Consider the following 23,814-nt stretch of genomic DNA (forward strand, 5'->3'; position numbering starts at 1 on the left):
GGCCGCAAGTAAACCCGCACAACATCAGTTACACCGCTCAGTTGACAGTCCCCGTTGATCAACACCTACGACGCCGTCGTCGCGTTCATCAACAAGGACGGCTCGTTCGGCCTCGGGCTGGGCAACATCATCCTGGTCGCCAACGTCGTGCTGCTCTGGCTGTACACGGCCTCGTGCCATTCGTGCCGCAGCATCATCGGCGGCCGGCTCAACCACTTCAGCAAGCACCCGTTGCGCTACAAGCTCTGGGGCCAGGTGTCGACCCTCAACGGCAAGCACATGCAGCTCGCCTGGGCGACGCTGGCGAGCTTGGCGATCACCGACTTCTACATCATGGCCGTGTCCGCCGGTTGGTGGGGCGACCCCCGGATCGTGGGGTGAGCGAGATGACTTCAGCACAGCAGCAGAACCACCCAGGGCAGAACCAGGCCGTCGACGCGCGTGAGGTCGAGGTCCACGACTACGACGTCGTCGTCATCGGCGCAGGCGGGGCCGGGCTGCGCGCGGCCATCGAGGCCCGCGCCCAGGGCAAGCGCACGGCGATCATCTCGAAGTCGTTGTTCGGCAAGGCCCACACGGTCATGGCCGAGGGCGGCTGCGCCGCGGCGATGGGCAACGCCAACCCGAACGACAACTGGCGCGTCCACTTCGGCGACACGATGCGCGGCGGCAAGTTCCTCAACAACTGGCGCATGGCCGAGCTGCACGCCAAGGAGGCCCCGGACCGCGTCTGGGAGCTGGAGACCTACGGCGCACTGTTCGACCGCACCAAGGACGGCAAGATCAGCCAGCGCAACTTCGGCGGGCACACCTACCCGCGGCTGGCGCACGTCGGTGACCGCACCGGCCTGGAGCTGATCCGCACCCTGCAGCAGAAGATCGTGTCGCTCCAGCAGGAGGACTTCAAGGCCACGGGCGACTACGAGGCCAACATCCGCGTCTTCCACGAGACGACGATCACCGACCTCTTCAAGAGCGACGGCGCCATCGCGGGCTGCTTCGGCTACTTCCGGTCGACGGGCAACTTCGTCCGGTTCAACGCGCCGGCGGTCGTGCTGGCCACCGGTGGCGTCGGCAAGAGCTACTCGGTGACGTCGAACTCCTGGGAGTACACCGGCGACGGCCACGCCCTGGCCCTGCGCGCGGGCGCGACGCTGATCAACATGGAGTTCCTGCAGTTCCACCCGACGGGCATGGTCTGGCCGCCGTCGGTGAAGGGGATCCTGGTCACGGAGTCGGTACGCGGTGACGGTGGCGTCCTGCGCAACTCCGAGGGCAAGCGGTTCATGTTCGACTACATCGCCGACGTCTTCAAGGAGCTCTACGCGACGACGGAGGAGGAGGCGGACCGCTGGTACACCGACGCGGACAACAACCGCCGCCCGCCGGAGCTGCTGCCCCGTGACGAGGTCGCCCGCGCGATCAACTCCGAGGTCAAGGCCGGTCGGGGCACTCCGCACGGCGGCGTGTTCCTCGACGTCTCCACCCGGCTCAAGCCCGAGGAGATCCTCAAGCGGCTCCCGTCGATGCACCACCAGTTCAAGGAGCTGGCCGACGTCGACATCACCAAGGAGCCCATGGAGGTCGGGCCGACCTGCCACTACGTGATGGGTGGTGTCGAGGTCGACCCCGACACCGGCATGTCGCGCGTGCCGGGCCTGTTCGCCGCGGGGGAGTGCTCCGGGGGCATGCACGGCTCGAACCGGCTCGGCGGCAACTCGCTGTCGGACCTGCTGGTGTTCGGCCGTCGTTGCGGGCTGGGTGCGTCGGAGTACGTCGACTCGCTCGGCTCCCGCCCGTCGGTCGCCGAGGCCGACGCGACCGCGGCCGTCGACCGGGCACTGCTGCCGTTCTCCAGTGCCGTCGAGGGCGGGGAGAACCCGTTCGTCGTGCACCTGGAGCTGCAGAAGACGATGCACGAGCTCGTCGGCATCATCCGCAAGGCCGACGAGATGGAGATGGCCCTCAAGAAGCTCGAGGACATCGCCACCCGCACGCGCACCGTCGTCGTCCAGGGCGACCGCAAGTTCAACCCGAACTGGCACCTCGCACTCGACCTGCGCAACATGCTGCTCGTCTCGATGTGCGTCGCGAAGGCGGCGGTCGAGCGTCAGGAGAGCCGGGGCGGGCACACCCGCGACGACTTCCCGGTCATGGACTCCGACTGGCGCCACGTCCTGCTCGTGCTGTCGGCCCTGGGCGAGGACAACGTCGAGCTGGTCCGCAAGGAGCAGATCCCGTTGCGCCCCGACCTGCTCGACATCTTCGAGATGGACGAGCTGAAGAAGTACTTCACGGGCGAGGAGCTCGGCGGGCACCGCGCCGACCAGGGGGAGAAGGCGTGAGCGAGCTTGCGAGTGAACAAGTGACACAGCGTCCGAGCGCAGCGTCGAGCTCGCGAAGCGAGGGAGCACGATGAGTTACTGGGCCCATTTCCGCGTCTGGCGGGGCGACTCCGAGAAGGGTGAGCTCGTCGACTACCCGGCCGAGGTGAACGAGGGCGAGGTCGTCCTCGACATCATCCACCGGCTGCAGCAGACCGAGGCGCAGGACCTCGCGGTGCGCTGGAACTGCAAGGCCGGCAAGTGCGGCTCCTGCAGCATGGAGATCAACGGTCGCCCGCGGCTCGCGTGCATGACCCGGATGAACACGTTCACCGAGGACGAGGTCGTCACGGTCACGCCGCTGCGGACGTTCCCGGTGATCCGGGACCTCGTCACCGACGTGTCGTTCAACTACACGAAGGCGCGCGAGATCCCGAGCTTCTCCCCGCCCGAGGGTGTGGCGCCGGGTGAGTACCGCATGCAGCAGGTCGACGTCGAGCGGAGCCAGGAGTTCCGCAAGTGCATCGAGTGCTACCTGTGCCAGAACACCTGCCACGTCGTGCGCGACCACGAGGAGAACAAGGAGGCCTTTGCCGGCCCCCGCTACCTCATGCGCATCGCCGAGCTGGACATGCACCCGCTCGACTCGGCCGACCGGCAGAACGAGGCGCAGGACGAGCACGGCCTCGGGTTCTGCAACATCACCAAGTGCTGCACCGAGGTCTGCCCCGAGCACATCAAGATCACCGACAACGCGCTGATCCCGCTCAAGGAGCGCGTCGTCGACCGGAAGTACGACCCGGTGGTGTGGTTGGGCAACAAGATCTTCCGCCGGGGTGAGGCGGCGAACAAGAACCGCTGACCCGTGAGTGGCGATGGTCGCTGGAGCGACCATCGCCACCCACGAGGGCCTCGGCCACCACCGATCGAGCAGCGGCTGCAGAGGTCTGTCAGCCGCCGCCGATCGAGCGGCGGATCTCGTCGAGCTTCTCCTTGGCCTTCTTCGCCCGCTCGGCCTCCTGCTCGGCGATCGTGCGCCCGGCCTCGGTCTCGCCGGCGAGCTCGGTGGTGCCCAGCGACGTCGCCCAGCGGCCCTCGATCTTGTCGCGGACGTAGTCGAGCGTCGGCACGCCGCGGTCGGTGTAGCCGGAGGCGTTCTCGATGCCGGCGACCGGCGGCACCGGCGCGCCGGGGTCGGTGACCGCCGGCGTGATCGCCGCGCCGCTGCCCTCGGCGGGCTCGGCGGGCGCTGTGGCGCCGTCCTCGACGATCTCCGCGTCGACGGGCTGGTCGTCGCGGGTCGGGTCGTTGCTCATGGATGCTCCCGGGTGCGGACGGTCCGTGCGCGCCACGCTACGGGGTCGGCGTGCCGCGCGTCGGGCGCCGGTACGGTCCTGGCACAGTTCGACCATGACGACCGCGGGGGCGCGAGCCACCTGGTCGCGACGTCTGCTCACCGGCGCCGCGGCCCTCGCCGTGGTGTGTGCGTTCGCGGCGACCACGGCGCTCGTCGCCGAGCGCAACCTCGCGACGGCCGCGTCCGCGTTGCTGCTCGCGCTCGTGGCCGGCGGGGCCGCAGGCGCGTCGACGGTCGCGGTGGCCGACGCCCGCTCGCCCGGCATGACGCGCTGGACCGCCGTCGGCGTGGCGTTCGGCGCCGTACTCGCCGCGCTGGTCCTCGGTGGGGTCGGGATCCTGCTGCGGCTGGTCGTGCCCGAGCTCGCGGCCGAGACCGTCGTCGGTGTCGTGGCGCTCGTCGCCGTTCTGCGTGAGGCGGGCGTGCTGCGGTTCCCGGTGCCCGCCAACCCGCTGCGCATCCCCCCGGACATCCCCGACGACGACGAGTGGGGCGAGGCCCGCACCGGGTTCGCCCTGGCCACGGTGATGCGTGGTGGCGTCGCGGCGCGGCTCGTGTCGGGGCTGCCGTATCTGCTCGGCGTCGCTGTGCTGCTGGCGGTGCCGTTCGGGATGGCGTTCGTCGTCGCCGCCGGGTATGCGGCAGGCATGATCGCGGGGACGGCCGCCCGGCCCACGGGACGCGCGCTCGTCCCGGCTGCGGGTGTGCGGCTGCTGCTGGCGCTCGTGTGCGCGGTGGCCGTCGGGGTGTCGACGACGGTGTCGCTCGGCGCATCCTGATCGCGTGGCCGTCCGGGTGCGTGAGCTCGTCGTCGTCCACGACGTCGGCTGCCCGCGGTGTTCGCGGATCGCGCACGAGCTGCCGGAGTGCGTCACCGTGAAGGTGCGGGTGCGGGCCTGCACCGAGCCGCGGCTCGCCGAGATCTACCCCAACCTGCCCGCCGACGTCGCCCGGTGCGCACGGCCCGCGGTCGGGGTGGTGCGCGTCGACGGGTCGGTGCGGTGGTGGGTGGGGCTGCGCGGCGCGATCGGGGTGCTGCCGGTGCTCCGCCCGGGCGCCGGACCGCGCGCGGTGTCCCTGCTGCGCGACGCGGCGCGCGGCCGCTGAGCACACCCCGAGCAACCTCACGGTCCCCCGCGCGCGCCGGAACAGCAGTGAGGTTGCGCGCGGGGTCGTCGGCCCGGGGGTGTGCGGGCGGGACGGCACGAGTCCGTCCACAATGACGCGGTGACGACCCCCGCGCCGTTCGGCTCCTGGCCTACCCCTCTGACGTCGGAACTCGTCGTGGCCGCGGCCGTGCGGCTCGGGGAGGTGCGAGTCGACGGCGACACCGTCCTGTGGGCAGAGGGCCGTCCCGCGGAGGGCGGTCGGACGCAGATCGTGCGTCGTGAGGCCGACGGCACCGTGACCGACCTGCTCCCCGAGGGCTTCGACGCCCGCACCGCGGTCCACGAGTACGGCGGCGCCGCGTGGTGGGCCCACGACGGCATCCTGTGGTTCACCAACTGGGCCGACCAGCGGCTCCACCGGCTCGACCCGGGGTCGGCTCCGCGCCCGGTCAGCCCCGAGCCCGCGACGGCGCGCGGTGACCGCTGGGCCGACGGCGTCCTCGCGCCGGACGGGTCGCTCGTGCTGGTCCGCGAGCACCACCCCGAGGGCAGCGGCCCCGCGCAGGTCCGCAACGAGGTCGTGCGGCTGCACCCCGACGGGGCGGTCGACGTGCTCGTCACCGGTCCCGACTTCGTCACCTCCCCGCGCCTCGACGCGAGCGGCGCGCGGCTGGCGTGGGTGTCGTGGGACCACCCGTCGATGCCGTGGGACGACACCGTCCTCACCGTGCGCGACCTCGCGACCGGCACCGACACCGTCGTCGCGGGCGGACCGGGGGAGTCGGTCTCGGAGCCGCGCTGGCAGGCCGACGGCTCGCTGCTGTTCGTCTCCGACCGCACCGGCTGGTGGAGCCTCTACCGCTGGACGCCCGCCGGCGACGTGGTCCCGGTGATCGTCGAGGAGGCCGAGATCGGGGTCCCCTGCTGGACGCTCGGCACGTCGCGCCACGTCACGCTCACCGACGGGCGGATCGTCGCCGCGTCGCGGCGGGCGGGTTACGACGCGCTGCTCGTCCGCGCGCTCGACGGCACGGTCAGCGAGCTGGAGCTGCCGCTCTCGGCCGCGGGATCGCTGCAGGTGGGAGGCCGGGACGAGGTCGTGCTCGTGGCCGGCAGCCCGACGCGGGAGGCGTCGGTGTGGCGCGTGCGGATCGGGAACCCGGAGCCGGAGGTGCTGCGACCGGCCCGCGACCTCGGCGTCGACGAGCGCTACCTGTCGGTGCCGGAGCCGATCGCGTTCCCGTCCACCGACGGCGCGGGCGCCGCCCGCACCGCCCACGCGCTGTTCTACCCGCCGGCCAGCGCCACCCACCGTGGGCGCGACGGCGAGCGGCCGCCGCTGCTCGTCGTCATCCACGGCGGCCCGACGGCGTCCGCGTCGCCCGTGCTGTCGGTGGGTGTCCAGTACTGGACGAGCCGCGGGTTCGCCGTCGTCGACGTCGACTACGGCGGCTCGACCGGCTACGGGCGGCCGTACCGCGAGCTGCTGCAGGGCTCGTGGGGCATCGTCGACGTCGCCGACTGCATCGCCGCCGCCCGCTGGCTCGGCGAGCAGGGGCGCGTCGACCCCGCGCGGCTCGCGATCCGCGGCGGTTCCGCGGGCGGCTACACGACGCTCGCCGCGCTCGCCCGCGACGACACCCCCTTCGCCGCGGGCGCCGACCACTTCGGTGTGGCCGACCTCGAGGCGCTGGCGGCGGACACCCACAAGTTCGAGAGCCGTTACCTCGACGGGCTCGTCGGGCCCTACCCCGAGGACCGCGACATCTACGTCGAGCGCTCCCCGATCAACCACGTCGAACGGTTCAGCAAGCCGCTGATCGTGCTGCAGGGCAGCGAGGACGCGATCGTGCCGCCGAACCAGTCGGAGCTGATCGTCGACGCGCTGCGCTCTCGTGGCGTCCCTGTCGCCTACCTGCTGTTCGAGGGCGAGCAGCACGGGTTCCGGCGCGGGGAGAACATCCGCAGGGCGCTGGACGCCGAGCTGAGCTTCTACGGCCAGGTCCTGGGCTTCGACCTGCCCGCAGAGGAGGGCATCGAGCCGGTCGAGATCGAGCGCTGACCGCGACCGTGGGCCGACGGCCGCAGGTGGGTCCGGTGTTCCCGCAGCTCAGCAGTCACGGGCCTCAGCTACGCAGGGCGACGACGAACCACTCGAACGCGGGGACCGCGGGCTCGCGGGCGGGCCAGCCGTTCAGGACCCCGAGCAGCGCCCAGTAGCGCTCGACCCGGGCGTCGGTGAAGGTCGCGATCCGGTCGGCGAGCGCGGCGCGGTCGAGGTCTGCCACGCCGACCCGCACGAGAACCTCCTCCGCCGCGGCGCTGCCGGGAGCGACGCCCGCCGCCAGTGCGGCGCCGCAGTGCTGCGACACCAGCGCCGCGTCGACACCGGGATCGGCGGCGTCGGAGCCCGTGACGGCCATCTCCCGCACCCGGGCGCGGAAGGACTCGTCGCCGACCAGCTCGGCCAGCTCCACCCAGGCCTCGACCTGCTCGGTGGTGGGGTCGTCGGGAAGCTCGGGGGGCAGGCTGCGCATGGCACCCGCGATGCCGGCGCCGGGTGCGTCGGGGTCGGTGCCCGCGAAGGTGGCGTCCACGAACTCGTCGATCATCTGCTGTCGCTGTGCGGCCGACAGCCGGGCCAGGTCGTTCATCAGTGCGGTCTCCCTCTCCGAGCGTCCGCCGCGGGCCAGCAGCGTGCAGATCGCACGCTGGACCCGCAGGACGCGCATGTGGTCGTCGATGGCCCGGACATGGGCGGCGGCGACCTCGGCGACGGTGCGGTCGCGGTCGAGGACCGCGCGCACGTCGTCGAGGCCCATGCCGAGCTCCCGCAACGTCCGGACCAGGTCCAGCCGGGCCACGGCGGCGGCGTCGTAGCGCCGGTAGCCGCCCGCGGACCGGTCCGTCTCGGGCAGGACACCCTCGTCGGACCAGAAGCGGATCGTGCGGGTGGGCACCCCCGAGCGGCGGGCGAGCTCCCCGATGGTCAAGCTGGTCATGAGGAGAGCCTGAACCTTCCAGTGGGTGGAAGGTCAAGCCCCCGTCGCCCGGGACGAGGCCGGTGCCACACTGGCGGCGTGGCATCCGACGCGTTCTCCGTCGTCACGGCGGGCGTGCAGACGGCGCTCGACCGCCCCGAGGTGCTGGTCCCGGGCTTGGTGGCGCTGGCCGTCGTGTTGTGGACGCTGTCGTGGCGGCTCACCCGCACCGTGGTGACGATCGCGCACGAGGGCGGGCACGCGTTGCTCGCCGTCGTCACCGGCCGCGGCCTCAGCGGCATCCGGCTGCACGCCGACACCTCCGGCGTCACGCACTCGACGGGCCGGGCCGGAGGTCCGGGCGTCGTGCTGATGTTCCTCGGCGGCTACCCGGCGCCCCCGCTGCTCGGGCTGGCCGGCGCGATCGCGGTCGCCGAGGGGCACGCCGACATCGCCCTCTGGGTCGCGACGGGCCTGTTGCTGGTGACGCTCGTCCACATCCGCAACGCGTTCGGGGTGCTTGCGGTGCTCGCGACGGGCGGCGCGACGGCTGCGGTCGCCTACGCCGCACCGCCCGATCTGCGGACGGCGTTCGCCACCGCGGTGTGCTGGTTCCTGCTGCTCGGCGGCCTGCGCGCGGTCGGTGAGCTGCAGCGCGGCCGTCGGCGCGGCCGGCGCGGGGACTCCGACGCGGACCAGCTCGCGCGGATCACCGGCGTGTCGGGCGGAATATGGGCGGCCCTGTTCTGGTTGCTGGCGGCGGCGGCGTTGATCGTCGCCGTCTGGGTGTTGCTGCTGCGCACCTGACGCGAGCGAGGGGATCGACGTTGCCCGACTTCAACACGAATGTCATCGAGCAGTTCCGCGCCAACGACGGACAGGTGGGCCCGCCGTTCGAGGGGGCACCGATGGTGCTCGTGCACCACGTCGGCGCCAAGTCGGGCGAGGAGCGTGTGACGCCGCTGGTGTACCTGCCCGACGGCGACCGCGTCGTGATCTTCGCGTCGGCGGCCGGGGCGCCGCAGAACCCGGCGTGGTTCCACAACCTCAAGGCCAACCCGCGCGTGACGCTCGACGTGGGCGACGGCAAGGGCAGGGTCGAGACGTGGACGGCGCTGGCCGAGGAGGTCACCGGGGCCGAGCGCGACGAGCTCTACGCCCGCCAGGCCGCGGTCATGCCGGGCTTCGCCGAATACGAGGTGAAGACCGAGGGGATCCGCACGATCCCGGTGATCGCGCTCACCCGGGCGGGCTGAACCCGGCGCCCCACCTGGGACGCTCAGCGAACCCTCAGCACCTGGCTGCGGCGCGGGACGCCACGTTCGCTTGAATCATCGGCATGTCGTGGCTTGCGCGTCTGAGCCTGGCCAACCGGGCTGTCGTCGGGTTGGTCACGGTCCTGGTCATCGGGTTCGGCCTGTTCTCCACGGCCTCGCTGCGCCAGGAGCTGTTCCCGTCGCTCGACGCGCCCGTCGCCACGATCCTGACGCCCTACCCGGGCGCGTCGCCGGACGTCGTGGAGCAACAGGTCACGAGCCCGATCGAGGCGGCCGTCGACAAGGTGGACGGCGTCGACGACAGCCGCTCGACGTCGACGGGCGGGACGTCCGTCGTCACGCTCGACCTGGCGTACGGCACCGACGTCTCGACGCTCACCTCTGCGCTCCAGCGCGCCGTGCAGACCGTGGACCTCCCGTCCGGGGTGACGTCCGACGTCGTCACCGGCAGCACCGACGACATCCCCGTCCTCGTGCTCGCCGTGTCGTCGAACCTCGGGGCGGACCGGGTCGCCGCCGTACTGCGCGACCAGGTGCAGCCCCAGCTCGGGGGCATCGACGGTGTCTCCGGGGTGGGCCTGTCGGGCACCGCGGACCCGCAGATCACGATCACGGTCGATGCCGCCGCGGCGGCCGCCCGGGGGGTGTCGCTCGCGAGCCTCACCTCGCTGCTGCAGGCCAACGGCGTGCGCATCCCCGCAGGTCAGCTCAGCCCGGACAGCAACCCGACGGCCGTCGAGGTCGGCGGGCCGATCGCCTCGGTCGACGACCTGCGCAACCTCTACGTGACGCCCGGGGCCGCGGCGGCGACCGGTGCCCGCCCCGGGGCGGCCCCATCCGCGCCGGCCGCGGGCGCACCCGCCACCGGTGCGCCCGTGCGGCTCGGCGACATCGCCACCGTGGGTGAGGCCCAGGCCCCCGCGACCGGCTACACCCGCACCAACGGCGCGGCCAGCATCGGCCTGTCGGTCACCAAGGCACCCGACGCCAACACCGTCGACGTCTCCGCCGCCGTCCGCGACGCGATCCCCTCGATCATCGACGCCCTCGGCGGAACCGCGCAGAACGCCCAGGTCACGACGGTGTTCGACCAGGCGCCGTTCATCACCAGCTCGATCGAGGACCTCACCACCGAGGGCCTGCTCGGCCTGCTCTTCGCGATCCTGGTGATCCTCGGGTTCCTGCTGTCGGTGCGTGCCACGCTGGTGACCGCGGTGTCGATCCCGCTGTCGGTGCTCGTCGCGATGATCGTCCTCGACGTCACGGGCGAGACGCTCAACATCCTCACCCTCGGCGCGCTGACCATCGCGATCGGACGCGTCGTCGACGACTCGATCGTCGTCATCGAGAACATCACCCGCCACGTCGCCAGAGGTGGGCCACGACGCCAGGCGATCGTCACGGCCGTCCGCGAGGTCGCAGGTGCCATCACCGCGTCGACGGTCACGACCGTCGCGGTGTTCGCGCCGATCGGACTGGTCGGCGGGCAGGTCGGGGAGCTGTTCCGGCCCTTCGCCGTCACCGTCACCGCTGCGCTGCTGGCCTCGCTGATCGTGTCGCTCACCGTCGTCCCGGTACTGGCCTCGGCCGTGCTGAAGGTCCGGCCCCCCAAGCCCGGGGCCGACCCCGTGCACGACGAGGACAGCCCGCTCACCTCCCCGACCCGGCTGCAGCGCGGCTACCTGCCGGTCCTGCGCGGCGCGCTGCGCCGGCCCGTCGTGTCGATCCTCGTCGCCGTGCTCATCCTCGCGGGCACGTTCGCGCTCGTCCCCGGCCTGCGCACCGACTTCATCGGCGACGCCGGCGGCAACACCGTCTCCATCAGCCAGGAGCTCGCGCCCGGTACCGGGCTGCCGCAGGCCGACGCCGCGGCCCGCCGGGTCGAGGGCGTCCTGCGCGACACGCCCGGCGTCGCCACCTATCAGGTCACCGTCGGCACTCCCGGCGGCGCGCAAGGCCTCGGCCGCCCCGGCGCTGGTGGTGGGGGAGCGACGCGGTTCTCGGTCACCCTCACCGACGACGCCGACTCCGCCGCCGTCACCGACGACCTCCGTACGCGGCTCGCCGCCCTCGGCGGCCCCGATCAGGTCGGCAACCTGACCGTCCAGGGCGGCCAGGGCGGGTTCGGGTCCGACCAGCTCCAGGTCACCGTCCGTGCCGAGGACCCCGCCGTCCTCGAGGCCGCGGCCGGGCAGGTCGAGCAGGCCGTCGCCGCCATCCCGGGTGCCGCCGACGTCCGCAACAACCTCGCCGCCGCCCAGCCCACGATCCGGGTCACGGTCGACCGGCAGAAGGCGGCCGCCGCCGGCCTGACCGAGGCGGCCGTCGGGCAGTTGGTGGCAGCCTCGTTGCGGGGCACCACGATCGGCTCGGTGACGATCGACGGTGTGGCGCAGGACGTCGTCGTCCGCTCCGGCGCCGCCCCGGCCGATCTCGCCGCCCTGCAGGCGCTCCCGATCGCCGGGCCGCTGCGGCTGACCGACGTCGCGACCGTCGCCGAGGTCCGCACCGCGCCGAGCGTCAGCCACACCGACGGCTCCCGCAGCGCCGAGATCACCGCCCGGCCGGCCGCCGACGACCTCGGCACCGTCACCCGCGACCTGCAGAGCACCCTCGACGGGCTGACGCTGCCCGCGGGGGCCACCGCGGAGATCGGCGGGGTGTCGACGCAGCAGTCCGACGCGTTCACCCAGCTCGGCATCGCGCTGCTCGTCGCCATCGCCGTCGTCTACCTCGTCATGGTGCTGACGTTCGGCAGCCTCCTGCAGCCGCTGATCCTGTTGATCTCCATCCCGTTCGCGGCGACCGGCGCGCTCGGGCTGCTCCGCGCAACCGACACCCCGCTGGGCGTGCCTGCGCTGATCGGCATGCTGATGCTCGTCGGCATCGTCGTCACCAACGCGATCGTGCTCATCGACCTGGTCAACCAGCGCCGCCGCGCGGGCGTGCCGCTGCGGGAGTCGATCCTCGACGGCGCGGCGCAACGGCTCCGGCCCATCCTGATGACGGCCGTCGCCACCGTCTTCGCGCTGCTGCCGATGGCGCTGGGCCTCACCGGCGGTGGGGTGTTCATCTCCCAGCCGCTCGCGATCGTCGTCATCGGCGGGCTGGTCAGCTCGACGTTGCTGACGCTCGTGCTCGTCCCGGTGCTGTACTCGCTGGTCGAGCGCTTCCGCGACCGGCTGCGGCGCCGACGCGAGGCCCGCCTGGCCGAACCCGCCGCGGCCGATGCGGGGGAGTCCGGTGTGCCTCCGGCGGACGCCGTGTCCACCGACGGGTCCGCACCCGACGACTCTCCGTGGACCGAGCCCGAGAACGCCGCCCCGCTGCCCGTCGGCCCCGGCGTGCACGGCCGCGTCGGCGACCGCGCCGGGCGGGCGTTGCGCGGCGTCGAGGTCTCGCTGTTCGACACGGCGGGCGTGCTCGTCACGACCACCGAGACTGCTCCCGACGGCAGCTACCGCTTCGACGTCGCCGGTGGCGGGGAGTACGTCGTCGCCGCGCGGTCCGGTGAGCGCGAGCCCGTCGCCGAGCTCGTGGCCGTCAACGGCGGCCCCGCCTGGCACGACCTCACCGTCGACGGGCCGGCCGCCGTCACCGGGGTCGTCCGGGAGCCGGGCGGGCAGGGCGTCGTGGCCACCGTGACGCTGGTCGACGACCGCGGCGAGGTCGTCGCGGCCGGCCGCACCGACGCCGGTGGCCGCTACGATCTGCGCGAGGTCCCGGCCGGGGAGTACCACCTGCTCGTCGCGTCGCCGTCGGGAAGCTCCGCGACGACGCGCGTGACGGTCCCGTCGACCGGCACCGTCGCCACCGAGATCGACGTCCCGGCCGGAGCGGTCCCGACCTCGCACTGACCTGCGCGGTCCGCGACGCACCGGCGCGGCTGATGACACGTTCGCCCGCCGGGTGCGGCCCGAGCGTGTCGTCAGCGCACAGCGTCGGCTCTGACGACACGCTCGGTCGTGTGCGTCCGCCCCGTCGGCGGCGGGGTTACAGCTCGCCGCCGACGGTGTCGTCGACGAGCGCCGCCCGGCCCGCCTCCAGGCGCGCGACCGGCACCCGGAAGGGCGAACAGGACACGTAGTCGACGCCTGCGTAGTGGAAGAAGTGCACCGAGTCCGGGTCGCCACCGTGCTCGCCGCAGACACCGAGCTTGATCCCGGGCCGGGTCTCGCGACCCTTCTCGACGGCGGTCTTGATCAGAGCGCCGACGCCGTCGCGGTCGAGCGACTCGAACGGCGACACCGTGAACACACCCTTCTCCAGGTACGCGGCGAAGATCGCGGCCTCGACGTCGTCGCGGGAGAAGCCCCACGTCGTCTGGGTGAGGTCGTTGGTGCCGAAGGAGAAGAACTCGGCCGACTCGGCGATCCGCTTCGCCGTCAACGCCGCCCGGGGCAGCTCGATCATGGTGCCGATCGGGATGTCGAGGCTCACCCCGGCGGCCTCCTGGACCTCGGCGATGATCCCGTCGATCTCGTCGCGGATCAGGTGCAGCTCCATGACGGAGCCGACGAGCGGCACCATGATCTCGACGCGCGGCTTCCCGCCCGCGAGTGCCCGCTCGGCCGCCGCCTCGGTGATCGCTCGGACCTGCATGCCGTAGAGGCCCGGGACGAGCAGCCCGAGGCGGACGCCGCGGCGCCCGAGCATCGGGTTGGACTCGTGCAGCCGCTCGACGGCGGTGAGCAGCTTCTCGTCGACCTCGGACACGCCCTCGCCGGTGGCCTTCGCGACCGCCACCTTCACGGCCAGCTCGGTACGGTCGGGCAGGAACTCGTGCAGGGGTGGGTCGAGGAGGCGGATCGTCGTCGGCAACCCGTCCATGGCCTCGAGGATCTCGACGAAGTCGGCGCGCTGCAGCGGCAGCAGCTCGGCGAGCGCGGCGTTGCGGGACGTGACGTCGTCGGCGAGGACGAGACGCTCGATGAGGACGCGGCGGTCGCCGAGGAACATGTGCTCGGTGCGGCACAGCCCGATGCCCTGCGCGCCGAGCGAGCGGGCGCGGGTGGCGTCCTCGGCGTTGTCGGCGTTGGCCCGCACCGCGAGGCGGCGGGTGCGGTCGGCGTGGCGCAGCAGCCGGTCGACGGACCGCACCAGGTCGGCGGCCTCCTCGTCGACACCTTCGAGCGCGGCGTCGAGGCCGCTCTCCAGGTAGGTGACGACGGGCGACGGGACGACGGGCAGCTCGCCCGCGAACACCTCGCCGGTGGAGCCGTCGATCGAGAGCAGCTCGCCCTCGCCGACGGTGGTGCCGTTGACGCGGAGCACCTTCGCCTCGGCGTCGACGTCGATCTCATCGGCGCCGCACACACAGGTGCGGCCCATGCCGCGGGCGACGACGGCGGCGTGCGAGGTCTTGCCGCCGCGGCTGGTGAGCACCCCGGTGGCGGCGATCATGCCCTCGAGGTCGTCGGGGTTGGTCTCGCGGCGGACCAGCAGCACCCGGCGGCCCTCCGCGGCGCGGGCGACGGCGGTCGGGGTGTCGAACACGACCTCACCGACCGCGGCGCCCGGGGAGGCGGCCATCGCCTTGGTGAGCAGCGTGCGCGGGGCCTCGGCGTCGAACTGCGGGAACATCAGCTGCGCGAGCTGGTGGCCGGTGACGCGGGTGAGGGCCTCGTCGCGGGTGATGAGCTGCTCGTCGACGAGCTGGGTCGCGATGCGGAACGCCGCGCCCGCGGTGCGCTTGCCGACGCGGGTCTGCAGCATCCACAGCTTGCCGCGCTCGACGGTGAACTCGATGTCGCACAGGTCGCGGTAGTGGGTCTCCAGCCGTCGCATGATGCGGGTCAGCTCGGAGTGCGACGCCGGGTCGAGCCGGGCGAAGTCCTCGAGCGACAGCGTGTTGCGGATGCCGGCGACGACGTCCTCACCCTGGGCGTTGACCAGGTAGTCGCCGTAGACGCCCTGCTTGCCGGTGGCGGGGTCGCGGGTGAAGCAGACGCCGGTGCCGGAGTTCTCGCCCATGTTCCCGAAGACCATCGCGCAGATGTTGACGGCGGTGCCGAGGTCGTGGGCGATGCGTTCGCGGCGGCGGTAGATCCGGGCGCGGTCGGTGTTCCAGGAGTCGAACACCGCGCGCATCGCGAGATCGAGCTGCTCACGCGGGTCCTGTGGGAAGTCGCGTCCGGTCGCGTCGAAGACGATCTGCTTGAAGTCGTCGACGAGTCCCTGCAGCGCGGTCGGGGTGAGCTCGACGTCGGTCTTGACCCCCTCGCGCTCCTTCACGGCGTCGAGCCGGTCCTCGAAGCGTTCCGACGGGATGTCGAGCACGGTGCGGCCGAACATCTGGATGAGCCGGCGGTAGGAGTCCCAGGCGAATCGCTCGTCCTTGGCGGCCTCGACCAGCCCCTTCACGGAGTAGTCGTTGAGGCCGACGTTGAGGACCGTCTCCATCATCCCGGGCATCGACACCTTGGCGCCCGAGCGCACCGAGACGAGCAGCGGGTCCTGGACGTCGCCGAGGCGCCGGCCGAGGCCGTCCTCGAGGCGCCGCAGCGCCATGGTCACCTGGACGCGCAGCGACTGCGGCTCCTCGCCGCGGTCCAGGTAGTGCCGGCAGGCCTCGGTGGTGATGGTGAATCCGGGCGGGACCGGCAGCCCCAGCCGCGTCATCTCGGCGAGGTTCGCACCCTTGCCGCCGAGAAGATCGGTCTGGGTCCGGTCGCCGTCGGCGAAGTCGTACACCAGCTGGGCGCGGTCGCGCATCGCCGCTGACATGGCTCCCCCAAAGGGCGTCGTGGGTCGTCGGTCCGGCCAGTTCGTGGGCGGACGCGGAGTCGCAGTACAACCGACGTCGCCCGACAACTCAACACTGTCACGGCGGTGTTCGGACACAGTCGTCTCAACTCTGCGACACCTCGGGTACGCCCCGGCGTCACCCGCCGGCCGGCTCGTCCCAGGTGGCGGCTCCGTCGCGGGCGCCGTCAGGACGCCGGCACGGGTCCGTACCCGCCCGGTAAGGACGATCACGTGATGACGAACGACACGACCTTGATCGATCTCGCTGCGTCGCAACCGGATCGATACAGGTCAGAGCGGTGCGACGGGGTCGCAGCGGGTTGTCGCCCGCCGGTGCCGGGCCCACGGTGCCGGTGCACCGGCCGGACCGCGGCGGCCGGTGCGACGCGCCGCGCACGGTGACGGGGACCGTGCCGATCACGAGTCCGATCACGGTTGCCCCGATCCGGAGGTGGGCGTGGCGAGTCCCGGGGCCGAACGGCTCGCCGAGAGGCTGCGGCAGGCACCCCGCTCCGCGGGTGTCGTGGGGGTCCGCGCCGAGCTCCGGATCTGGCCGGGGATGCAGCACTCCTTGCAGCTCGGCGTCGGCGTGTACCCGGAGGCGGCCGAGGCGCTGACCGTCGCGGACGACTGGCTGCGACGGCGGCACGCGCTACCAGCCACCGCCAGGAGCCAGGTGCCGCCGCCGAGAGCCAGGTGCCGGCCGCCGGGGGTCGGGTGCCGCCCTCCGGAGGTCAGGTACCGCAGTAGGTGATGTGCGGGAGCGCGTCCGTGGGCGGGGGACCGGCGAGGTCGGCCAGCTCGGGGCGTTCGTCGAAGGGCGTGGTGACGGCGTCGAGAAGCCGTAGGAACGGGCCGAGGTCGCCGCGCTCTGCGGCGCGCAGCGCCGGCTCGACGTGGTGGTTGCGCGGGATACGGACCGGGTTGACGCGGTCCATGGCCGCGGCGACGGCGTCGCGGTCGGCGGGGAGCAACGCGTCGCGGCGGGCAGCCCAGACGTCGAAGGCCGCGCGGTCCAGGACCAGGTCACGTGCCGTCCCCGTCGACAGGGCCCGGAAGAACGTCGTGAAATCGACGCGTTCGGCCTGCAGCAGCGTCATGAGGTCGTTGCCCAGCGCGAGGTCCGGGGTGGCGATCCCGAGCTTCGCGGCCATGTGCCCGGCCCAGCGCCGCTCGTAGAGGTCGGGGAACGCGGCGAGGACCTCGTTGAGGGCCTCGCCGGTGGCGTCGAGGTCGTCGCCCAGCAGCGGCACCAGCGCCTCCCCGAGCCGGGCCAGGTTCCAGCGCATGATCGCGGGCTGGTTGCCGTACGCGTAGCGGCCGCGCTCGTCGATCGAGCTGAACACGGTGCCCGGGTCGACGACGTCCATGAACGCGCAGGGACCGTAGTCGATCGTCTCGCCGGAGATCGTGGTGTTGTCGGTGTTCATGACGCCGTGCACGAACCCGACGAGCATCCAGCGTGCCACCAGGTCGGCCTGCGCGGCACAGACGCGGCGGAACAGCTCCAGGTACGGCTGCGGGGAGTCCGCGGCCCCCGGGTGATGGCGGGCGATCGCGTGGTCGGCGAGGGCACGCAGCACGTCGTGGTCCCCGGTCGCGGCGGCGTACTGGAACGTGCCCACCCGCAGATGGCTCTCCGCGACCCGGCACAGCACCGCGCCCGGCAGCATCCGCTCCCGGCGCACCTGCGTCCCGGTGGCGACGACGGCGAGCGCGCGCGTCGTCGGGATGCCGAGGGCGTGCATCGCCTCGCCCATGAGGTACTCGAGCAGCATCGGTCCGACGACGGCGAACCCGTCGCCGCCCCGGGCGAACGGGGTGCGGCCCGACCCCTTGAGGTGCAGGTCGCGGCGCCGGCCGTGCACGTCGACGACGTCGCCCAGCAGCAGGGCGCGCCCGTCGCCGAGGCGCGGCTGGTACATCCCGAACTGGTGGCCGGCGTAGACCTGCGCGACCGGGGTGACCTCCTCGGGGAGTCCCTGGCCGGCCAGGAACCGCACGCCGTCCGCGTCGCGCAGCGCGGCCGGGTCGACGCCGAGCTCCGCGGCCAGCTCCTCGTTGAGCACCAGCAGCTCCGGTGCGGGCGCCTCGGCGGCCGTCCACGGCAGCGACATGCCCGGCACGTCACGCGCGTAGGTGGCGTCGAGCTGGAGCAGGGTGCGTGCGGTGGTCACCCCACGAGCGTACGAGCCGCGGCGCGACACGGCCGCGTCGTGCGTCACCGCGGCGCCCGCCGATCCGCGAGGATGCCGTGGCCGGGCGACCAGCGGAGGGCTCGATGAGCGGCGAGGACACACGGTCGGAGGCCGGTGACCCGCGAGGGCGGACGCCGAGGACGACGAACCCGGGGACGGGCCGGGGGAATCGGCCGGGGTGGGGCGGCTCCTCGCGTTCAGCGACGGCGTCGACATCGCGCTGCTCGCGGCGATCGCGTTGATCCCGTTCACGACGTCGCTGCTCGCCGAGTACGGCAACCAGGGCGGACCTGCGCACGACGGACCTGCGCACGACGGACCTGCGCACGACGGACCTACGCACGACGACGGCCCGGCACCCCGTCCGAGGACGAGGTGCCGGGCCGTCGTCGTGCGTCGATCCCGCGAACCGGGCGCGTCAGGCGCAGCCCGGACCGCTGAGGGGATCAGACGTCGTAGGTTTGTTGCCGTGATCATCTGACCAGCGGGATGGTCTGCGGACGCCCGGCTGACCTGCGTAAACATAGGTATTGGTTGTCGATGTTGAGTAGCGCCGGGCACCCTCCCACGGCCTGGAGACGGCCTAGGCGCCGCACCTGATCTCGCGCCGATGGGGTCAAAGGAGCATCGGGCGTGCTAACAGGCATCAACTTTGGCGTTGTGCTGTGTTGGATAGCCAAAGGCACAGCGTTCGTAGCCTACGCACAGTCGCAGAACCCCAAACACCCAACATCTAGTGGTGACATGGATGTAGTTCGCCGGTATCTTGTGGTGACTCGGTTCCGAACGCTCCCCGCGCCGCGGCACTGGCGAGTCGGAACCTGCCCGGCCTAGGCAGGAGATGATCACGCAGCTGCGGGACTCTCGTTTGCATATTTGATCGGCGAGCGAATCCGGCAGCTCCACTGGCGACTTAGCCCCCATTGAATGGTGACACAAATGACGTGGGAATCGTTGTCATTGAGCATATACATTTAACCATGGTGAGCAAATATTGAAGATTTCAGCTGTTGCGGTCCGCCATTATCGCTGTCTCAAAGAAGTTCGAATCGATGTCGATGACTACACTGCGCTGGTCGGGCCAAATGGGTCGGGCAAATCTTCAATCCTATACGCGCTCGATTGGTTCTTCAATGGCCGGCCAATTGATGCCAGCGATCTATGTCGCTATATAGATGCAGGTGCAAGCGCTGGTGAAGTGTATATAGGTTCCGACGGAGCCGACGAGAGCATCACAGTGGAAGTCACATTCACCGATCTCAACGACGAAGATCGAAAAGTGCTCGAAAAGTATGGCCGCGGAAGGGACGCCGTCTTTCGAAAATCCTGGTCGAGGGCTACTGGCAAGGAGAAGTTAATTGGAAACTCCCGCCAGGGTCCGGGATTCGCTGAAGTCCGCAATCTCACGCGGATCGCAGACATTCGAAAGGCTTACGGCGAGCTGCGTGGCAAGTTTCCGACATTGGTACATGTAATTGCGAAGGACGCGATTCTAGGCGAGCTAGCTAAGTGGGAGGATGACCCCGCGAACTCCGCCCACCTCGTTTCTGTCGATGACGCTGATGCAAACCACATGATGGGCGTGCATGGCGAGCACGCGCTCGCAAAACGGATCCGATTCGTGTTGGTCCCAGCCGCCACCGATATCGCCCAACAGATTGGGGCGCCGGGAAAAGGTTCGGCGTTGACCGAGTTGGTCGGTAGTTTAATGGCAGAGGCAGTTGCGGCGGCTCGGGCTGACTGGGAAGCTGAGTTCTCGCCGGTGATTGCCAAGCTGCGGTCCGAGATCGAGAAGCGAGTTGACGATTCAACGGCCGTTCAGGCAAGGCGAGTGAGTCATCGACTGAATGACTTGATCCCAGATGCGAAAATCGTATTCCGCCCTCAGGTAGATGCCTGGACGCTAAGGGGAGACAGCTCGATCGCGACTGACGTCATTATTGACGGAATGGCCCATGACGTTTCGCGGCAGGGGCACGGCGTCCAGCGCGCGGTTATTATCGCGATGCTTCAATCGCTGGTGCCGGACGGCACGCTCGCCACAGACCAGTTTAGTCATGACGCTTCGGACCTTGACCAGGGAGCGCAGGCGCGATTTTCCGCGGAACTCGCGGATTTGCCAGCGCTGGTCGTTGGAATCGAAGAGCCTGAGATTTACCAGCATCCTGTCCGTGCTCGCAACTTCGGCAGGGTCCTGTTCGCTCTCAGTTGTCGGCCGGATTCTCAAGTTGTGGTAGCGACGCATAGCCCGTACTTCGTCCGGCCTGAACAATTTGCTGCGTTGCGCAGATTGCGCGTTAGCGATGGTTGCGCTGTGGTCTCGTCGACGACACTCGATGGTGTCGCCGCGGTCGCCGACGTCGACTCGGCGAAGGTGTTAAAGACGGTAGAGCGAATGCTTCCTAACGCGTTCTCGGAAGGATTCTTTGCCGAGGCAGTCGTCCTGGTGGAAGGTGACACCGACCGCGTCGTTGTGGAGGCGATTGCCGAAAAGCTGCGTATGCCCCTCGATAGTCACGGCATCGCCGTTCTCGCAATGGGCGGCAAGGAAAGTCTTCGGATCCCGTACTCGATTCTCGAGTCGTTGGGGGTTCCGGTGTACGTTGTAGTTGACGGAGATTCTGGTGGCGCGGCGCGAAAGAACCCCGGTAATGTTAGCGCTCAGGAAAAAGGGAACACTAGCCGCAAGGAATCGACCGAGACTGTACTGAGCTGGCTCCCGGAGGCGGACGTTGTCGTTGGCGACCTGCCGTACTCGTATGGCAACCCGTCAGTTGTTGCGAATCGGTACACCTTCCTCTGCGACGACCTCGAAGAAGAATTGCGAGCGTGGCCGAGTTTCTGCACCGCATTAACGGCAGCTGGAGGAGCCCTGCGTCAGAAAAATGTCAGTGAGTATCGAAGCGCGGCCATTGACGCTGAGGTGTCTGACCTTCCGGTGATACTCCGGGAGTGCATAAGTGCAATCATAGCCTTTCGGTCGGAAGTGGCGGGCGTGCTTCCGCAGCGATAGGTCAGTTGCGTGACGCCGTCATGCTGGAAACGTTGGAGATGAGCATGCTGCGTACCCCTGTGTCATCTACTAGCCTTCGAGCTATTGGATATGATGCTCTGAGTTCGACGCTAGAAATCGAGTTCAAGACCGGTTCGGTTTATGAGTACGCTGGCGTCTCAGCGATCGAGCATCAGAATCTGATGTCCGCGGCCAGTCATGGCAGCTACTTTGCAAGAAACATTCGAGACAGTTATAGCTATCGTCGGGTGGCTTGACAGCTCATCGGCGGAGGGACGGCCGTGGCCACGGATACTCTCTTTGCCACCTGCAAGATTCACACGATCACACCTATGCATCCTGATCCAGGGTGTGAGCAAGTTTATCCATGCGAGATTTGAGTCAAGGCCTCGACGATCTGGATCGCGGCGAGCTGGGGCGGGACTTGGCTAGTATCGATGCGCAGATGGGCGGTGAGGAGGCGTGGCGTCTCGTCCCACGCCGCTAGTCTGGCTTCTAGGTCTTCATCGCCCCGTCCGGCGATGCGCTCGACGGCCTCACGGCGGTCGTAATACAGCTCGACGACGATGACGCGTTGTGCCGTGAGTGCGTCTTTCATGGCGGCGATTGCTTGCGGCTGTCCGACGTGCACGACTGGCACCGATGATTTGGTCGCGCTTTCGAGGCCGCTCCGATCTATGGCGTACCTCGCGTTGTAGCGCGTGTTCTCCCAAATGATGTCACCAGCGTTATGGAGGTCGTCGAGTTGAGCAGGGCTCACCATGCGGTAGCCGTCCTGGCGCCCCGATCCCGCTTTTATCCGCTGAAATAGTCGGAATTGCTGGTCGACCTTTGATAATTCGGAGGTGATCGTGTCCTTGCCCGACGCGGGCGGGCCGTAGAGCGCGACAATCGTGCCGGTCACGATCCGCCCTGGACCGCGTATGACAGCAGTCGCTTCGCCTGACTCTGCAGGGGCTCACCGGATGCGCTGTTGTCGACGACGAAATGATCGCCAGGTGGGCGGAAATCTAGGTCTAGCGCCGCGAGGTAGGTGGGCCAGTCCGCAAGTTTGGCGGCGTCGCGCGCGGCGCCGCGATGCCGGACGTATGTGAGCATCGTGTCAGCGTCGCAATAGACCCATACGAGCGTCAGGCTTCCGCCGTGGTCGGCTACCCTGGCCCGCGCACGATTGATCCACGCTTCGTCGTGGAATTCTCTGACGAAAGGTGCGGTAACGACCGCACTGTTCCCGCACTGAAGATTCTCGACGAGCGCGTTCATTAGGCACTCGTACTCTCGTGGACGAATGACGCTGAGATATTCCGCTGACTCGCGGTCGTTCGCAGAAAGGCCGAGTTGTTCTAGTGCGACCTCGACCACTGCGCGAGTAATCGTGTCCTTGTCGAGCATCGGCCAGCCTGATTCGCGGGCGAGCATGCGTCCGAGTTCAGTCTTCCCGCATCCTGCGTACCCGCCGATCATCACGACGTGAGGCTCAGCGGTCCGCACCTCGTTCCGGATTGCTTGCTCCGGTGCGTGCACGATCCGACCCGCGCGCGGCTTGCTGATGACGATTCCGTCGTCGATCAGCGTGCGCATCGCCTCGTTGATCGTGAAGACGCTGACGCCCCACTGGGCGGCGAGCTCGCGCGTGGACGGTAGTGGCTGACCGTCGCGAAGCACTCCGGCCGCGATGTCGTTGCGGATGTTCCGTGCCACCTGCTGGTGCAGGGACTCCGAGCGTGCGACACGTCCGGACCGGTCGTCGGAAGGCATGGGCTCCTCGTGGGCTCTGGGTGGTCTCGACTGGCTGACCCTACCAGCGCCCTAACAGTTGGGTGCACCACATTGCGCCTGGTCAGAGGCTGATCATAGGCGACTTCGGACCTAACAGTTGACTGATCGAAATAGCAACTGTTAGCTTCTGTTCGTCGCCACCGGGCGGCACCGAATGACCTGGAGGCGGCAGCGTGTACGCACAGAACCACCACCCAGACGGCCTGACCGAGCAGGCCATTGACGTGCTGCTGGCCGAGGTCGACGCCGAGGCCCGACCGGTCCGTCGTTCAACGGCGCCCTTCGCTGGCTCGCTGCACCGTCGCCCGCTGCACGTCGTCCGGGCGCCCATCGCGGCCGCCGTCCCTGGCAACGAAGCGGCCTGACTCTCCGAGCCCACCCCACTTCGGCCCCGAATCCCGGGGCCGTGTGATCGAGGAGGACTACATGTTTCAGACCCGGAAGACGCGCAAGGCCATCGAGGCCGGCGCCCTGCACCTCGACAGCGAGTGCCGGTGGTGCGGGCGCCGCAGCTGGAAGCGCACCGGCGTGTGCACCCAGCCCGACTGCATCAACGCGGCGTTCTTCGCCGAGCACGGGGAGGGCTGAACCGTGCAGGTCCGAGGACGCTGCCAGGGCTGCGGACAGCCCATCGACCTGCCGCCCACCGGCCGGGTGCCGTTGGTGTGTGGGCGGGGCCGGTGCCGGTCGGCATCGCGGTCGAAGGGGGCCGCGTGATGACCCGCGCCGACACCCCGACCAACCCCCGCACCATCGCCCGCCGCGCCACCGCCGCTGCGCGGGAACGCCGGGCCGACAAGGTCGCCCCCGGGTGGTGGGTCTTCTCCCACGGCCCGAACCTGCTCGGGTCCTGGACCGAGGTCACCACCACGACCCGCTACCGCGACGGGAACCGGCCGATGGTCCGCATGACCGTCACCGACCCGGCCACCGGCCGGACCGCGACCGTCGAGACCGCAGCGGGCATGCCCGCGTGGTGCCTGACCCCGACCGAGGCCCGCCGCGCGGGTTTGACCTGACCCCGCCCCT

Annotated in this window: 19 protein-coding genes and 1 pseudogene; 14 read left to right on the plus strand and 6 right to left on the minus strand. The window is 70.2% G+C overall.

The annotated features are described in order from the left end of the window. Nucleotides 1-54 precede the first annotated feature (54 nt). The 3 genes and pseudogenes from TOK_RS23675 to TOK_RS23685 all read left to right on the plus strand — a co-directional run. Nucleotides 55-381, plus strand: a pseudogene (locus tag TOK_RS23675) (hypothetical protein); the annotation flags it as partial. Between the two features lie 5 nt (nucleotides 382-386). Then, nucleotides 387-2,345, plus strand: coding sequence for a fumarate reductase/succinate dehydrogenase flavoprotein subunit (locus TOK_RS23680; protein WP_098960229.1), 1,959 nt, complete (start codon nucleotides 387-389; stop codon nucleotides 2,343-2,345). Nucleotides 2,346-2,415: 70 nt separating this feature from the next. Further along, on the plus strand, nucleotides 2,416-3,186 hold the full coding sequence (locus TOK_RS23685) for a succinate dehydrogenase/fumarate reductase iron-sulfur subunit (RefSeq protein ID WP_098960208.1): 771 nt from the start codon (nucleotides 2,416-2,418) through the stop codon (nucleotides 3,184-3,186). Between the two features lie 88 nt (nucleotides 3,187-3,274). Here TOK_RS23685 and TOK_RS34405 read toward each other — a convergent pair whose 3' ends face one another. Next, entirely contained in the window at nucleotides 3,275-3,640 is a 366-nt protein-coding gene (locus TOK_RS34405) for a hypothetical protein (protein WP_098960209.1), read from the minus strand. A gap of 94 nt (nucleotides 3,641-3,734) precedes the next feature. Here TOK_RS34405 and TOK_RS23695 point away from each other — a divergent pair, with 94 nt between their 5' ends. The 3 genes from TOK_RS23695 to TOK_RS23705 all read left to right on the plus strand — a co-directional run bounded on the left by TOK_RS23695 (nucleotide 3,735) and on the right by TOK_RS23705 (nucleotide 6,852). Continuing rightward, nucleotides 3,735-4,460 carry a hypothetical protein gene (locus TOK_RS23695; protein WP_098960210.1) on the plus strand — a complete coding sequence of 242 codons (726 nt, stop codon included), beginning with the start codon at nucleotides 3,735-3,737 and terminating at the stop codon, nucleotides 4,458-4,460. Nucleotides 4,461-4,464: 4 nt separating this feature from the next. Next, nucleotides 4,465-4,788 (plus strand): hypothetical protein, encoded by a 324-nt coding sequence (locus TOK_RS23700; protein ID WP_098960211.1) that lies wholly within the window; start codon nucleotides 4,465-4,467, stop codon nucleotides 4,786-4,788. 120 nt (nucleotides 4,789-4,908) lie between these two features. After that, nucleotides 4,909-6,852, plus strand: coding sequence for a S9 family peptidase (locus tag TOK_RS23705; RefSeq protein WP_098960212.1), 1,944 nt, complete (start codon nucleotides 4,909-4,911; stop codon nucleotides 6,850-6,852). Between the two features lie 64 nt (nucleotides 6,853-6,916). Here TOK_RS23705 and TOK_RS23710 read toward each other — a convergent pair whose 3' ends face one another. Beyond that, nucleotides 6,917-7,792, minus strand: a complete 876-nt coding sequence (locus TOK_RS23710; protein ID WP_098960213.1) for a MerR family transcriptional regulator — start codon at nucleotides 7,790-7,792, stop codon at nucleotides 6,917-6,919. A 78-nt stretch (nucleotides 7,793-7,870) separates the two neighbouring features. On the opposite strand from TOK_RS23710, the gene TOK_RS23715 reads away from it, so the two are divergent. The 3 genes from TOK_RS23715 (at nucleotide 7,871) to TOK_RS23725 (ending at nucleotide 12,905) form a co-directional block, all read left to right on the plus strand. Further along, nucleotides 7,871-8,578 carry a M50 family metallopeptidase gene (locus TOK_RS23715; protein WP_098960214.1) on the plus strand — a complete coding sequence of 236 codons (708 nt, stop codon included), beginning with the start codon at nucleotides 7,871-7,873 and terminating at the stop codon, nucleotides 8,576-8,578. Between the two features lie 20 nt (nucleotides 8,579-8,598). Beyond that, nucleotides 8,599-9,027: a nitroreductase family deazaflavin-dependent oxidoreductase gene (locus TOK_RS23720; RefSeq protein ID WP_098960215.1), complete on the plus strand. Its 429-nt coding sequence runs from the start codon at nucleotides 8,599-8,601 to the stop codon at nucleotides 9,025-9,027. A gap of 83 nt (nucleotides 9,028-9,110) precedes the next feature. Continuing rightward, a complete protein-coding gene (locus TOK_RS23725) occupies nucleotides 9,111-12,905 on the plus strand; it encodes an efflux RND transporter permease subunit (protein ID WP_141566517.1) in 3,795 nt (1,264 codons plus the stop codon). Between the two features lie 136 nt (nucleotides 12,906-13,041). Here the strand turns inward: TOK_RS23725 and ppdK are convergent, their stop codons facing one another. Continuing rightward, the gene (ppdK, locus tag TOK_RS23730) at nucleotides 13,042-15,774 is read right to left on the minus strand and encodes a pyruvate, phosphate dikinase (RefSeq protein WP_098960216.1); all 2,733 of its coding nucleotides are present in this window, start codon (nucleotides 15,772-15,774) and stop codon (nucleotides 13,042-13,044) included. A 755-nt stretch (nucleotides 15,775-16,529) separates the two neighbouring features. After that, on the minus strand, nucleotides 16,530-17,972 hold the full coding sequence (locus TOK_RS23740; protein WP_216362080.1) for a YdiU family protein: 1,443 nt from the start codon (nucleotides 17,970-17,972) through the stop codon (nucleotides 16,530-16,532). A 1,015-nt stretch (nucleotides 17,973-18,987) separates the two neighbouring features. Here TOK_RS23740 and TOK_RS23745 point away from each other — a divergent pair. Together TOK_RS23745 and TOK_RS35505 are read left to right on the plus strand one after the other, a co-directional pair. Then, the gene (locus TOK_RS23745) at nucleotides 18,988-21,006 is read left to right on the plus strand and encodes an ATP-dependent endonuclease (RefSeq protein ID WP_098960218.1); all 2,019 of its coding nucleotides are present in this window, start codon (nucleotides 18,988-18,990) and stop codon (nucleotides 21,004-21,006) included. Nucleotides 21,007-21,050: 44 nt separating this feature from the next. Then, nucleotides 21,051-21,263 carry a KTSC domain-containing protein gene (locus TOK_RS35505; protein WP_098960231.1) on the plus strand — a complete coding sequence of 71 codons (213 nt, stop codon included), beginning with the start codon at nucleotides 21,051-21,053 and terminating at the stop codon, nucleotides 21,261-21,263. A gap of 104 nt (nucleotides 21,264-21,367) precedes the next feature. On the opposite strand, the gene TOK_RS23755 is transcribed toward TOK_RS35505, so the two are convergent. Both TOK_RS23755 and TOK_RS23760 read right to left on the minus strand, forming a co-directional pair. After that, nucleotides 21,368-21,910 carry a kinase gene (locus tag TOK_RS23755; protein WP_216362082.1) on the minus strand — a complete coding sequence of 181 codons (543 nt, stop codon included), beginning with the start codon at nucleotides 21,908-21,910 and terminating at the stop codon, nucleotides 21,368-21,370. After that, nucleotides 21,907-22,764: a GntR family transcriptional regulator gene (locus TOK_RS23760; RefSeq protein WP_098960219.1), complete on the minus strand. Its 858-nt coding sequence runs from the start codon at nucleotides 22,762-22,764 to the stop codon at nucleotides 21,907-21,909. The genes TOK_RS23755 and TOK_RS23760 overlap by 4 nt, the downstream gene beginning before the upstream one ends. Nucleotides 22,765-22,958: 194 nt before the next feature. Here TOK_RS23760 and TOK_RS23765 point away from each other — a divergent pair, with 194 nt between their 5' ends. The 3 genes from TOK_RS23765 to TOK_RS23775 all read left to right on the plus strand — a co-directional run bounded on the left by TOK_RS23765 (nucleotide 22,959) and on the right by TOK_RS23775 (nucleotide 23,804). Continuing rightward, the gene (locus TOK_RS23765) at nucleotides 22,959-23,150 is read left to right on the plus strand and encodes a hypothetical protein (RefSeq protein WP_098960220.1); all 192 of its coding nucleotides are present in this window, start codon (nucleotides 22,959-22,961) and stop codon (nucleotides 23,148-23,150) included. A gap of 61 nt (nucleotides 23,151-23,211) precedes the next feature. Beyond that, complete coding sequence (locus tag TOK_RS32855) at nucleotides 23,212-23,373, plus strand: hypothetical protein (RefSeq protein ID WP_172457740.1); 162 nt, start codon at nucleotides 23,212-23,214, stop codon at nucleotides 23,371-23,373. Nucleotides 23,374-23,501: 128 nt separating this feature from the next. After that, a complete protein-coding gene (locus tag TOK_RS23775; RefSeq protein ID WP_141566518.1) occupies nucleotides 23,502-23,804 on the plus strand; it encodes a hypothetical protein in 303 nt (100 codons plus the stop codon). Nucleotides 23,805-23,814: the final 10 nt, after the last annotated feature.

Source organism: Pseudonocardia sp. N23 (genome assembly GCF_002583555.1).
Classification (GTDB): Bacteria; Actinomycetota; Actinomycetes; order Mycobacteriales; family Pseudonocardiaceae; genus Pseudonocardia.